The sequence below is a fragment of the Geomonas sp. RF6 genome (genome assembly GCF_021044625.1).
Lineage (GTDB): Bacteria > Desulfobacterota > Desulfuromonadia > Geobacterales > Geobacteraceae > RF6.
The window spans coordinates 3063848-3076665 of record NZ_CP087999.1; the positions used below are offsets into that span (position 1 = coordinate 3063848).

Here is a 12818-nt window from a genome sequence, read left to right on the forward strand (position 1 = left end):
GAGTCGAGCGCACCCCATCCCCCTCCTGTCCTCCCCCTTGAAAGGGGAGGGACGTAGCGCCGGCGGCTGAGGTTATATTGAACAGTTTCTGCACGTCCATAAGTAAAAGCGTCGGTCGGGGATGCGGCGCCGACCCGTTTTTCCTCTTTTATCCCCGGCCCCCCCTGTGCTATTTTCTTCCGAGAAATCTCTGCAAAGGAAGCCCATGCAATCGTTTATTCAGATCGAATCCCCGAACTATCTCAAACTTGAAGCGCTCGCATCGCCGCCGGACTGGAGCGCCATCTTTGGCAACAACAACCCCATCGCGCTGGAGATCGGCTGCGGCATCGGCGACTTCATCCTCAAGACCGCCATCGATCACCCCAACGTCAACTTCATCGCCATCGACTTCTACAACAAGGGGTGCTGGAAAACCTGCCGGCGCCTGGACCGTCACGGCATAACGAACGTGCGGGTGCTGCGCGACGAGGCGCGTCTATTTATTACCGACCGCATCCCCAAGGGGAGCCTGTCGGCGGTGTACATCAACTGCCCCGACCCGTGGCCGAAGAAGCGGCACCGGAAGCGGCGCCTGGTAAGCAGCCACTTCCTGGAGTTCCTGCGCGAATACCTCGCCCCCGGCGCCAACTTCTACTTCGCCACCGACTTCGACGACTACGGCATCGACGTAGCGGAGTTCATGCCGCAGGTTTCAGGGTTCCGCAACGCCTTCGCGCCCGACCTCTACCGGCACGACTTCCCCGGCTACCACAAGTCGAAGTACATGCAGAAGTTCCTCGCCGAAGGAAAGAACATCTTCTTCGTGCACTACAAGCTCGCCCCCGGCTCACTCTGATCCACTCAAGAGGGCCCTCGATTCAGAGGGCCCTTTCACTTCCTTCTTCTCTTTCTCGCCCCCTCATCATCGCCCTATATTTAGTACGTCGGAACTGATTTTTGCCCTCGTCGATCCGCGTGATACGCGCTACTGCGTTTGCTCACCCAATCGCCCCTTTGTGGTTGACATTCCTGTTAAACGGCGTGTACAAGCAAGGTCGTTTTGCAAGAGTGCGAGGTGAGTCGATGGCATTGAGCGAGCAGAAAAGGATGCTGCTGCAGGGCAACGAGGCACTGGCGCGAGGACTGGTGGAGAACGGCTGCGTGGTCGCCGCCTCGTACCCCGGTACCCCCGCTTCCGAGATCCTCTCCGCGATACAGAAATGGCAGGCGGCCGAAAAGGTGCCGATGCACGTGGAGTGGGCGGTAAACGAGAAGGTTGCGCTGGAGATCGCCTACACCGCCAGCCAGACCGGGCTGCGCGCCATGACCGCGATGAAGCAGGTCGGCCTGAACGTCGCCTCCGACCCCCTCATGAGCGCCGCCTACCTCGGCGTCGTCGGCGGCTTCGTCGTCGTCAGCGCTGACGATCCCGGCCCCCATTCTTCCCAGACGGAGCAGGACAGCCGCCTCATGGCGATGCTGGCGAAGATTCCGGTCCTTGATCCGGCGTCCCCTGCCCACGCCCGCGAGCTGGCCGCTGTCGCATTCGAACTCTCCGAAGCATTCCGCGTCCCGGTCATGCTGCGCCCCACGACGCGAGTCTGCCACGCCTGCCAGGACCTGGAGCTGAAGCCGGTGCAGGATCTGGCGCGCGTCGCCGATTTTCAGAAAGATCCCGCCCGCTGGACCGCCACACCAAAGTTCCGCTACCAGCTGCACCTCCAGCTCAATCAGAAGCTCGCGGACATTGCCGCATACCCCCCCACCGCCCCGATCTGCCATAACCCCCACGTCACCAGCCGAAAGGCAGTCGTCGCCTCCGGCCCCGTCGCGAGCTATGTGAAGGAGACCCTCGACGATCTTGGCCTGTGGGACTCCCTTTCCTTCTACCAGGTCGTCCAGCCCTATCCGCTGCACACAGAATTCAGCGCGCAGGTCCTGGAGAAGCACGACGAGATCCTCGTTCTCGAAGAGACGACCGGCGTCATCGAGATGCAGTTCAGGGAGCGCAACAAGGTGCGCGGCAAGCTGAGCGGCGCGGTGCCGGAGGCGGGCGAGCTTCTCCCCGAGACGGTGGAGCGGATTGTTGCCGGGTTTGCCGGGGTGCCTGCGTCCCCCGTCCCCCAGGTGGCGCAGCAGGGTGGCAGGCGCCCGACGCTCTGTCCCGGATGCCCGCACCGGGCGAGCTTCTACGCCATCAAGAAGGCGGCGCCGAAGGGGATCTACCCGAGCGACATCGGCTGCTACACCCTCGGGGTCAATCTCGGCGCGGTGGACACCTTCATCTGCATGGGGGCCGCGGTCAGCCAGGCCGCCGGCTTCTACCATTCCTACCGCATCGGGAACCAGTATCCGGACATCGTCGCCACCATCGGCGATTCCACCTTCTTCCATGCCGGGATCCCGCCACTGATCGACGCGCTGGCGCAGGGTGCGCGCTTTGTCCTCGTCATACTCGACAACACCACGACCGCGATGACCGGCAACCAGCCGACACCCGCACAGGGGACGCCGTCGGGCCAACCGGTGGAGATAGAGCAGATTGTGAAAGGCTGCGGCGTCCGATTCTGCAAGACGGGCGACCCCCTCGATCTTCCCGGTTTCACCGCTCTGGTAAAGGAAGCGGTCGCCTTTTCCCATTCGGAGGGGGTAGCGGTGCTGATCGCCAAGAGCCCCTGCCTTGTCGACCGCAGCCAGCCCCGCAAGAAGAGGCCGCAGCCGGTCGTCGCCGAAAAGTGCACCGGCTGCCAGGTGTGCACGAAGCGCTTCGAATGCCCGGCTCTGGTATTTGACGAATCGACGGGGAAGGTAGCGGTCGATTCGATGATCTGCAGCGGCTGCGGGGTGTGCCTCGACGTCTGCCCCGTCGGTGCCATCGTCAGCAGGGAGGAGGGATGATGAAGCAGCAACTCGTCCTGAGCGGCCTCGGCGGCCAGGGGATTCTCTTTGTCACGCGGCTCCTTGCGGAGACGGCGATCGCCAAGGGGTACCCGGTTCTGACCTCGGAGACGCACGGCATGGCGCAGCGCGGCGGCGTGGTGATCTCACATCTGAAGGTGGGGGACTTCGCCAGCCCGCTGGTGCGCCCGGGGCAGGCCGACGCGCTCCTCTCCCTCAAGGGGGAGACGCTCCCCCTGCACCTGCATTTTCTGAAGGATGGCGGATTCTTCTCAACCAACGCGAAATCGGTCCCGGCCGTTGCCGAAGGTATAAACGGAGTACTTGTCGATGCCGACAGCCTCGCGCTGCAGCTAAAGGACCCGCAGGCGGTCAACCTGATCGTGCTGGGGCGGACCGTGGCGCAGCCGGGAAAGCTTTTTTGCACTGCCGAGGATATCGAGGATGCCCTGAGAGAGAGGATGAAGGGGAAGGAAGCCGCGCTCGCCCGCGCGTTGGCGGCGTTTCGTGCCGGACTCGAAGCGTAAGGGGCGCCGCGTCATCCCTGCACGTTCAGGATTCGAAAGGAGTAACAAACGTAATGCTGAAAAGGTTTCCTGCGAAAGTCTCTTCCGCCGCCGAACTGGAGGCGTTCCAACTCGAGGGGCTGAAATGGAGCGTCGAGCACGCCTTTGAGAACAACCCCTTCTACAGGGAAAAGCTTACGGCCGCCGGGGTGACCCCCGCCTCCATCAAGAGCCTCGACGACCTGAAGCGCCTTCCCTTCCTCGCTGCGCAGGACCTCGCCGACGGCTACCCCTTTGCACTGCGCAGCGCCCCTTTCAGCGATCTTGTCCGCATCCACGCCTCATCAGGCACCACCGGAAAGCGCAAGGTGCTCTGCTACACCCAGAAGGACCTGGACGACTGGCAGTACATGTTCGCCCGCTGCTACGAGCTCGCCGGGCTGACCCGGGAGGACCGGGTGCAGATTGCGGTCGGCTACGGGCTGTGGACTGCAGGGGTGGGATTCCAGCAGGCATGCGAGAAGTTCGGCGCCCTCGCGATTCCTGTCGGGCCCGGGAACCTGGAGTTGCAGACGAGCCTTCTGATCGACCTGCAGGCGACCGTATTCTGCTGCACCGCCTCCATGGGGCTTCTGCTCGCCGAAGCGGTGAACGCGAAGGGGCTCAAGAACCAGCTCAACCTGAAAAAGATCATCCTCGGGGCCGAGCGCAGCAGCAATGCGGCACTGGAGACGATGAAAGAGTACCTCGGGGTGAAGGAGATCTACGACATCACCGGCCTCACGGAACTCTACGGCCCCGGCACCGGGCTCTCCTGCCGCTACGGCACCGGCATCCACTACTGGGCCGATCACTACATCCTCGAGATCCTCGACCCCACGACCCTGGAGCCGGTGGCGCCGGGAGAGGTGGGGGAGATGGTGTACACCACCCTTGGGAAGGAAGGGGCACCCCTCATCCGCTACCGTTCCCGGGACCTCACCCGTCTCCTGGAAGGGGACTGCCCCTGCGGGTGCTGGCTGCCGCGCCACGACAGGATTCTCGGGCGCTCCGACGACGTGGTGATCTTCCGCGGCGTGAACGTGTACCCGGGACAGGTCGACGAAGTCTTGAATGCCGTGCAGGGGATCGGCAGCGAGTACCAGGTCTTCTTTGACCACCATGAAGATGGCAGGGACTACATGCTGGTGCGCGTCGAGCGGGCGAAAAACGGCGACGCGCTCCCGGACGACAAGATCATGAAGCAGATCGTCTCCGGCATCAAGCACACCCTGATGATCTCCTGCTCGGTAGAGCTGGTGGAAAACGGCACGCTGCCCCGCTCGGAAAGGAAGACGAAGAGGATTTTCGACAATCGGAAGTTCGAGTAAGGGCACAAACGGTTTTTCCGGAAATTCAGCGGAGCCTCAGTACATTTCCACGAAGCGCTGACGAGGCCCTCGCGTTCCCCCCTTTGCGAAGGGGGGACAGGGCAGCGTTGTCCGGTTAGGTTCTTGCTCTCTGAAATCTTTGATATTGCTGTACTTTTTGCTTGACATCTGTTGAAGGGTGGCGCGCGCCGCGTTCGTAACTACGTAATTCGGGAGTGGTTACGACATGCGTCCCTTCAGCAGACAAAAGCCTCAGAATCCTTATGAATTTAATAGACTTCTCGACCCAGTAAAGAGATCATGCACCCCTGTTTCTCCACTTACATCGAGAGGTTACCGACCGTTGCAACTGTCATTCGACGATCAGCTAAAGGCCCTTGTCTACTACCATCTCCAGGAATTCTCTTCTGGAAGAGAACTGATCCAGGCCCTGGAACAGGACAATTTCGCCAAGGAATGTGTTGCGCCACCTAAAGGCGTTAAAAAATCCGCGTTTTTTGAGGCTATCAACACACGTGGACTCGAACAACTCACTGAAATCTTTGGAGCACTGGCGAAAGAGGCTCGCAAAGTCATTCCCGCCCAACACGCAGAACTTGGCAACCTTGTTGGCATCGATGGATCTGTCATCGACGCTTTGATGTCGATGGATTGGGCGCAGTACTCAAGCACTCACAATAAAGCCAAAGCCCACGTAGGCCTTGATCTGAACCGTGGTGTGCCGACGAGTGTGGTCGTGACTGACGCTAACCAGGTGGAGCGGCAGTATGTAGACCGTATCCTCCAGCCTGGCGAGACTGCTGTCCTTGATCGAGGGTACCAATGCAACGCCGACTTCGATCAGTGGCAAGAAGACGGCAAACTCTTTATTTGCCGCATCCAGCAGAGAGCCAGAAAGAAGGTCGTCCGTCAAAATCCTCTTCCGCACAGTGACATCGTCTTTTATGACGCCATCGTTATTCTGGGCAAGAAGGGGCTCACTGAAGGGCAGAAAGAGCTCCGAGTAGTTGGCTATCGCGTTGACCGAAAGGAATACTGGGTTGCGACAAACCGCTATGACCTTACCGCTGAACAGGTGGCCGAAGCATACAAACTACGTTGGAACATAGAGACCTTCTTTGGCTGGTGGAAACGATACCTCAACGTCTACCACTTAATCGCCAGAAGCCAGTATGGCATGATGGTGCAGGTCCTCAGTGGACTTATCACTTACCTTCTCCTGGCCATTTACTGCCAAGAACAGCATAACGAGCGGGTGAGCATCAATCGTGTCAGAGAGCTAAGAAACAAAATCGCTAGTGAAGCTGCTGGAATGGCAGCTGAAGCCTCTAGACTGCGAAAAAATGAGGCCAAAAAAAACCGAAAAAAGCAGAAACGACGCAAAGCAAAAACCTAACCGGACAACGCTGGGGACAGGGGGGATTTGCCTTGGTTCTGCCGTGCGCCCTAGCAGTTGAGTGAGCGGGCTGAACAAAAAAATGGGGATGCGTTTCCGCACCCCCCATGGAGGATCTACTGTTCTCGGTGAGGCCGGCGGCACTTTGGTGCCGCCGGCTTTTTTTATATGCGCTTCTTACCTAAACTACGGCACTACCTGGAAAGGCCGCATCATGTCGTTGTCCTCGTGGTCCAGGATGTGGCAGTGCCATACATATCCCGGTCCCTCCGTGGCGTCGAAGGGGTACCCCGGTCCCGCCGCCCCCGCCGGTGTGTCGGTCGGTGCAAAGCGCACCGCGATGCGGGTCACCTCGCCCGGGTTCATCCGTACCGTGTCTTTCCACCCTGCTTCATTCAGATCAGGCGGAGAAGGTTTCCCGACCAGGTACGGTGCGGGGTCAGGGTTGCCACCGGGAGGGGGGCCGGCCGCAGGGATGAACGCTCCGCCAGGGAATGCCCGCTCGTAATCCTTCAGGTATTTCCCAGCCTGGTACTTCTGGCGGCTCAGCAGCTGGTACTGGACCAGGTGCAGGTGGATCGGGTGCGTGTCGCCGGTGGTGTTGATGATCTCCCAAACCTCTGTCGACCCCACCCTCGGCTTTTCAGACACCGGATCCATGAAGTGGCTGTTGTTGAGGAGCACCTCCATCGGCCCGCCCATCCCCATCACCTCGTTCAGCGTGAGGCGCCGCACCGGAGTCGAAGCCGTCACCGTTGGCGCCAGCCGCACGATCGGCGTGGGACGCAGAGCCGTTACAGCCGAGGGATCGAGACTGGTATCCATACCGCTCAGCGGGAGTGCCACCACGACCTTCATGATCTGCCCGAGTGTTGCCGGATCGGGCACTGTGCCGGCCGGGAAGGGGGCCTTCGCGCTGTTTTGCAGGATGAGCTCGCTCCCTGCTGCCATCCCGCTGAAGTCGACGATGACGTCGGCCCTCTCCCCCGGCGCGAGGGTCAATGCCGCGAGCTTCACCGGGGTGTCCAGCAGCCCGCCGTCGGTGCCGATCTGCCAGAAGACCGGTGCTTTCCCTTTCTGCGCGGACCACGAAAGGGTGTAGAAGCGGGCATTGGAGCCGTTCAGCAGGCGCAGGCGGTAGCGGCGCGGCTCCACGTTCAGGAAGGGCCAGGTCTTCCCGTTCACGACGATGACGTCCCCGAAGAACTCAGGGTTCCAGTACGGATGATCCTCGGGATTGGTCGGGGGGCCGTTGAGGCCGGCGGGGGAGCCGTCCGGGAAGAGGAGCTGCCCCGCGGTGTCGAACTGGCGATCCTGTATGGCGATCTCGCGCTCGTACGGGCCGCTCGGAAGGTTCGCCGGCTCGTTGACCGGGTCGCGCAGCAGGTAGAATGCGGCGAGCCCGCCGTAGACGTTGGTGCGGGTGGTGCCGAGCGCGTGGTCATGGTACCAGAGGGTGGTGGCCTCCTGGCCGTTCGGGTAGGTATAGACCGTGCCGGGAAAGGTTGCGCCGACCTGGGCGAGATTTGGGGTGAACCACCCCTGCGGGCCGCCGTCGAAGCGGGAGGGGACCTCGCCGCCATGCAGGTGCACGACGGTCGGGACCGGTCCCGCGTACGGGCTGAAGCAGTCATCCCGGTCGGCGCTCATCATGCACTGGAGGCCGAGCGGGTCGGCCCAGTGCAGCGTCTGGTCGATGGTCATGTGCCTCTGCAGGACGGGATCGACCAGGTTGTTGTAGTAGGTCACCGTCGTCGGCACGCCGCGCACCGCCTCGATGGTCGGGCCCGGATAGCTGCCGTTATACCCCCACACCATGGTAGCAGGGAAACCCGCCGGCAGGACCTGCTGGGTGAACTCCGACATGGTGATGCTCTGGGCGGGCCCGAACAGTTTTCCCGGCGCAGGTAGCTGGTCCACATACTTCGGGATGCTCTTTGGATTGAGAGGCTGCTGGGGCTCCTGCACGGACCCGAGCGCGGCCGACCCAACTGATAGCACCGCCAGGCAGGCGAGATAGGTTGCAACTCTTTTCCCTTTCATGGTCGTCTCCTCCCGGCTCTTAATCTGATCGAGATAGCAATCCCTCTACTTCTGTGATTGAAACAGGACCTTTGCATACCTGCAGTGCGGGGATCATGCCATATTACTTTCGCTCAAGGTAAGGTGCTGGAAATACTGAGTAAAAAGGCAGGTGCTGCTCTCTGTAGGCGGGGATAAGGGTGCGCGTTTTTGTGCACGGCAGCTGTTTGGAAGGATCTTTGTACAGCCGTTATTTCATGAAAGGAGACGGGAGAAAGAAGTTATTGCGGGGTTTGAATAAGGAGGTTGAGCAGAGGGATTGGATCACTTCCGGACGCTACTCTCCGGAGAGCTCCTGTACCACGCGGTGGACACCGGCGGTTACCCGCGCCATCCTCTCGTAGTCGAGCTTGTCCGGCGTATCCTGCGCGTCGTGGTAGTAGGGGTATCGGAAGGGAGCCGTGTCGGTGATCATCACTGCAGGATACCCTTCCTGCCAGAAGGACCAGTGATCGGACCAGCCGATACCCGGAACGACATCAGGGGCCGCTAGACCTTCGGAGGGAAAGGGCGTCGTTTTCCGGAAGGTGCGGATGACCCGGCGCAGCAGGTTGCAGGACGGAAGGTTACTCACCATCCCGATGAAATTTCCGGTATCGGGATAAAAGCTGCTGAAGGGGGCAGGATACTGCTGGCTGCCATGCGCGTCGGAGTAGTAGCCGATCGTCTCCAGGGAGAGCATCCCCGCGATCTTGTCCCCGCGCTTTCGGGCGCCTCGGGTGTACACGCGGCTCCCCATCTCTTCGCTCAGAAACCACGGCGGCTCCTCGTTCACAAACGCCACCAGCCGGACGGTGCGTGCAGGTTTCTGGTCGCGCAGGAGCCTCGCCAGTTCGAGAACCGCGGCTACGCCTGAGGCGTTGTCGTTGGCCCCCGGAGCTCCCGCGACCGAATCGTAGTGAGCTCCGACGACGACGATTTCCTCGGCGTGGGATGTTCCCTTCAACTCGGCCTCGATGTTCACCATCTCCCGCTCGCCGATACGGTACGGCTCTTTTCTGACAGCGTACCCTTGAGCCCCCAGTTCCTTTTCGATATAGGCCGCGGCATGCTGCAACTCCTTGTAGTGCGTGGTGTTGCGCTCGCCGATATCCTTCGCCAGCACCGTGACATGCTGTCGCAGCCGCTTTGCCAGTTCCGTCTCCTCCTCTGTCAGCGGGGGTAGAGGGCCTTTATGGGAGCGGCCGGGCATGATGGTCATGCACCCTCCGGTGGTGCAGATGATGACGAGGATCATGAGGCAGATGACGGCGACCGGGACGCCATGTCGAGCTGCTGATTTCACAGGGGCTCCATCTTTTCAACGGCGTATGCAGGTTCACCGGAAAAGGTTAAGGCCGGCTTTTATGCCGGAAACGCTGCGCTTATTCCGGCCTACATTGACGTCGCATAAATGTAGGCCGGGATAAGCCAAAGGCGTTCCCGGCATGTCCACATCCATTCCAGCGAACCCACGGTTTACGTCCCCTCACAGGAGTAGGCGAGGCATCACGTCCCCCCCTTTGCGAAGGGGGGACAGGGGGGATTTGTTTCGAAAACTCCGGCACCTGCGCCCGCACCGCCCCATGCATCCCTTCACATCTCCGCCGGGAAGTAGTTCACCAAGTGCCCCTTGATGGTGGCGCCGAAGTCTTCCTCGCGGTCGCCGCGGTACACCATCGACGAACCTATTTCCGCGGCAAGGATGGCGAAGAGGTACTTCTGCGGCAAACGCGTGAGCCTCTGCCGGTACTTGCGCTCCTCGCGCAGCATCCTCGGGAGGTGCGACAGGATTGCCCGGCGGTAGAGGGGCTGCAGGCAGAGCTCCGGGTGGTCCTGGAAAAAGTGGAAGATCATGGCGTACAGCTCGTTCATCTCCGTGCTGAGCTCGTCGGAGAACTCGGTACAGCACGTCCCGCCGGGCTGTTCCCGCCGCCTGCGCAGGATGAGCCGCGCCTCCTCCGCCGCCCGCTTCTCCAAAATCTCCAGCACGTCGCGCACATAGCGCTCCTTCTCCGCCAAAAATTCCTTCTCGCTCAGCAGCAGGTTCGCGATGATCTCGTAGGAGGAGGAAATAACGCCGCACTTGTTGGCGGAGGCGTCGCGCATGATGATGACGCCTCGCTTCTGCAGCTGCAGGCGGGCCTCCGGCGTGATGAACGAGTTCGCTCCCTCCACAATGACACGGGCGGACGGGATCCCCTCCGAGAGGAAGTAGCGCTCCCAGTTGTCCTTGTCGATCGTCTCCGGCCGCCCCCCGGCGGGAATGAAAAGATCGGCCTCCACGGTGAAGGGGAGCTCCTCATAGGCGCGGGAGAATTCGTCGGTGGACATCCATTCCTCTTCCAGCCCGGCCGGGGTGCGGGTGACCTTGCGAAAGAGATCGCGCACTCCTTCCCGGCGGCTCCCGGAGCGGAAGATCATGAAGCCGCCAAGGTGCAGCGCCTGCGGATTGAAGCCGTCCAGGTCCTGCTTCAGCACGATGCGTGAGAGCTCCTCCCGATCCGCGCCGAACGGGTCGTAGACTGCGGCGGTGCCGTCGAGTATGAGGCGTATCTTCACCTCGGGCGCTCTGTCGAGAAGGATCCGGATTGCGTTTCCCGCCACGTCGCCGTTTGTCCCCCCGGTGAACTTCACCGTGAAGGGGTCGCGATAGATGTCGATCCCCACCTCCGCCATGGTGATCTCGGCGAACTTTACCACCCCTGTCGAGGTGACGCCGTACTCCTTGTGGTTGATCCCCACCTGCTTGCTGGAGATGATGCCGATCCCCAGGATGTAGCCGCGCTTGCGGGAGAGCTGCGCGATATTCTCGATCATGGTGTCGTGCAGGTTCTCGTCGGGACCGAGCTCGATCGGCTCGTCCTGCCGGTAGTAGTCGACGACTGCCGGGTCGCGCGCCACGCCGTTTTTGGTGATGAAGACATCGAGGAAGGCGTTGGCGACGCCGTACTGCAATTTGTACAGTCGCGGGTACTCCATCTCCCGCTCACCGCTGCGCTTCAGGTCGGAGGCATCGAGGATGAGGACGAGTTTCGAGCCCCCCTCGTAGATGTCCTTGTTCTTCAGGTGCTGGGTGTGCGCGAGCACGAAATTTTCCCGGAAGATGGTATTGGCGTTGGTGGTGAAGTCGTCGGCGTTGCGCGCGATGACCGTGCGCCAGCCGCCGCGGGCGATGTCGGAGAAGCCGATGTGATAGCCAAAGCCGTAGCGGCTGAAGAAGAAGGTTACCCGGAAGGGGATCGCCTGGGGGAGGTCCGCGGTGAATTCGTCGCCGAGTTCCACGAGATAACCCGGGTCGAGCCGGAAGGCGAGCGCCTGCTTGTTGAGGACGAAGAAGTTCGTCTTCAGGGTGTGCTTGATAAAGATGAGGCAGCAGCGGTAGATGGTGCGCCGCACCTCGTCGAGGTAGCGATGCCCCGTGTTGTACCCCTCCACCGCCAGCCGCGTCTCCTCCAATGTGGCGCGATAGACGCCGTCGCGGTCCACCAGTTGCGGATCGAAGCGGGCCTTGAAGAGCTTCACCAGTTCGAGCGCGATCTCCGGGTGGGAGAAGAAGGCGCTCTGCACGTGGTCGAGCCCGAAGCGGTCCGGGTCTGTGTGGGCGAGGTTCGTGTGGCAAAAGGCGATGAAGGTGTCGATGAGGGATGCTTCCCCGCCGCTCATGATCCCTGTGGTCAAAAAGCTGTGGTAGCCCTGCCCCCTGGTGGAGATGATCTGCGTGTTGTAGAGCTCCTCCTGCAGTCTGCTGAACATGTCGGAGCCGCGGTCCAGCGGTTCCGCCGAATGCCGCGCCACGTAGAAGGTGCCGAGGAAATAGGGGTGGAAGCCGTTTGAGACCGTAAGACAGTAGGCCCGGTTCACCCCGATCCCCAGCCGGTGGAAGACCTCCATGATCTGCAGGAGAAAGTCCGTCTGCGGCGGGTTCGCCACCGCGAAGTGGATCCGCGATTCGTTGCTGCTCTTCGCCGGCTCGACGTCGACGTAGAGCCCTCCGCTACGAACCACTTTTTGCAGCAGCTGGAGCACCTGCGCGACCCTGAGAGGAGAGGAGTACCTCACGTATCGCTCGTTGTTCACCCAAAGGATGGCGAGGAGCCGTTCGAACTCCTTCATTTCGAAGTCCGGGTACGTTTCCTTCAGCTGTTTCGCATGCCGTTCCGCGAGGTCTCGCGGTATCTTTGCCTCCCGCCATTTGAGGACTTCTTCGTTCCCCTTCCTGTCGAATTCGAATCGCTGGATCTCCAGCTCCTGCGCCATCCCCGGTATGGGCCCCTCGGAATGGGTGAACATGGCGTAGGAAATCTCGCGGTCGTGCCAGTGGCTCAGCGTGTCGTACAGTGAGCCCGGCACGTTGACCCGGGCGAGGATGAGCATCTTTTCGCGGTCAGCGAGGATCAGCTGGCGGTTGTAGCGCAGGGAGCAAAGCTCCCGTTCCAAAAGGAGCAAGGCCTGGGGCTCGTCCTGCATAGCGACGAAAAAGTGCGGGGTGATCTGCTCCCTCAGCCACTTCCTGTTTTGCGCCATTTCACATGCGAGGTCGTTTTCTTCGGTGAAGTTCTGGTCCATGGCGGTACCCCTCTGAGACATCTCATTTCCTGCAAA

At 61.1% G+C, this 12818-nt stretch carries 8 protein-coding genes; 5 read left to right on the forward strand and 3 right to left on the reverse strand.

Translation table 11 applies throughout. The features are described 5' to 3' along the window. The first annotated feature begins 205 nt into the window (after nt 1–205). The 5 genes from trmB to LPW11_RS13235 all read left to right on the forward strand — a co-directional run bounded on the left by trmB (nt 206) and on the right by LPW11_RS13235 (nt 6152). On the forward strand, nt 206–838 hold the full coding sequence (trmB, locus tag LPW11_RS13215) for a tRNA (guanosine(46)-N7)-methyltransferase TrmB (RefSeq protein WP_230994346.1): 633 nt from the start codon (nt 206–208) through the stop codon (nt 836–838). 227 nt (nt 839–1065) lie between these two features. Beyond that, nucleotides 1066–2880: a thiamine pyrophosphate-dependent enzyme gene (locus LPW11_RS13220; RefSeq protein ID WP_230994347.1), complete on the forward strand. Its 1815-nt coding sequence runs from the start codon at nt 1066–1068 to the stop codon at nt 2878–2880. Then, nucleotides 2880–3407: an indolepyruvate oxidoreductase subunit beta gene (locus tag LPW11_RS13225; RefSeq protein WP_230994348.1), complete on the forward strand. Its 528-nt coding sequence runs from the start codon at nt 2880–2882 to the stop codon at nt 3405–3407. The genes LPW11_RS13220 and LPW11_RS13225 overlap by 1 nt, the downstream gene beginning before the upstream one ends. Before the next feature lie 53 nt (nt 3408–3460). After that, nucleotides 3461–4756 (forward strand): phenylacetate--CoA ligase, encoded by a 1296-nt coding sequence (locus LPW11_RS13230; protein WP_230994349.1) that lies wholly within the window; start codon nt 3461–3463, stop codon nt 4754–4756. 226 nt (nt 4757–4982) lie between these two features. Continuing rightward, nucleotides 4983–6152, forward strand: coding sequence for an IS4 family transposase (locus LPW11_RS13235; RefSeq protein ID WP_230994165.1), 1170 nt, complete (start codon nt 4983–4985; stop codon nt 6150–6152). A 186-nt stretch (nt 6153–6338) separates the two neighbouring features. On the opposite strand, the gene LPW11_RS13240 is transcribed toward LPW11_RS13235, so the two are convergent. The 3 genes from LPW11_RS13240 to LPW11_RS13250 all read right to left on the reverse strand — a co-directional run bounded on the left by LPW11_RS13240 (nt 6339) and on the right by LPW11_RS13250 (nt 12782). Next, the gene (locus tag LPW11_RS13240; RefSeq protein ID WP_230994350.1) at nt 6339–8195 is read right to left on the reverse strand and encodes a multicopper oxidase family protein; all 1857 of its coding nucleotides are present in this window, start codon (nt 8193–8195) and stop codon (nt 6339–6341) included. 316 nt (nt 8196–8511) lie between these two features. Continuing rightward, nucleotides 8512–9519, reverse strand: a complete 1008-nt coding sequence (locus LPW11_RS13245; RefSeq protein WP_331001568.1) for a M20/M25/M40 family metallo-hydrolase — start codon at nt 9517–9519, stop codon at nt 8512–8514. Between the two features lie 290 nt (nt 9520–9809). Then, nucleotides 9810–12782 (reverse strand): NAD-glutamate dehydrogenase domain-containing protein, encoded by a 2973-nt coding sequence (locus LPW11_RS13250; RefSeq protein ID WP_230998291.1) that lies wholly within the window; start codon nt 12780–12782, stop codon nt 9810–9812. Nucleotides 12783–12818 lie beyond the last annotated feature (36 nt).

Excerpts from the sequence above, each read along its gene's own strand:
- LPW11_RS13220 (WP_230994347.1), top strand. The coding sequence starts at position 1,066 with ATGGCATTGAGCGAGCAGAAAAGGATGCTGCTGCAGGGCAACGAGGCA.
- LPW11_RS13225 (WP_230994348.1), top strand. The coding sequence starts at position 2,880 with ATGAAGCAGCAACTCGTCCTGAGCGGCCTCGGCGGCCAGGGGATTCTC.
- trmB (WP_230994346.1), top strand. The coding sequence starts at position 206 with ATGCAATCGTTTATTCAGATCGAATCCCCGAACTATCTCAAACTTGAA.
- LPW11_RS13240 (WP_230994350.1), bottom strand. The coding sequence starts at position 8,195 with ATGAAAGGGAAAAGAGTTGCAACCTATCTCGCCTGCCTGGCGGTGCTA.
- LPW11_RS13250 (WP_230998291.1), bottom strand. The coding sequence starts at position 12,782 with ATGGACCAGAACTTCACCGAAGAAAACGACCTCGCATGTGAAATGGCG.
- LPW11_RS13230 (WP_230994349.1), top strand. The coding sequence starts at position 3,461 with ATGCTGAAAAGGTTTCCTGCGAAAGTCTCTTCCGCCGCCGAACTGGAG.
- LPW11_RS13235 (WP_230994165.1), top strand. The coding sequence starts at position 4,983 with ATGCGTCCCTTCAGCAGACAAAAGCCTCAGAATCCTTATGAATTTAAT.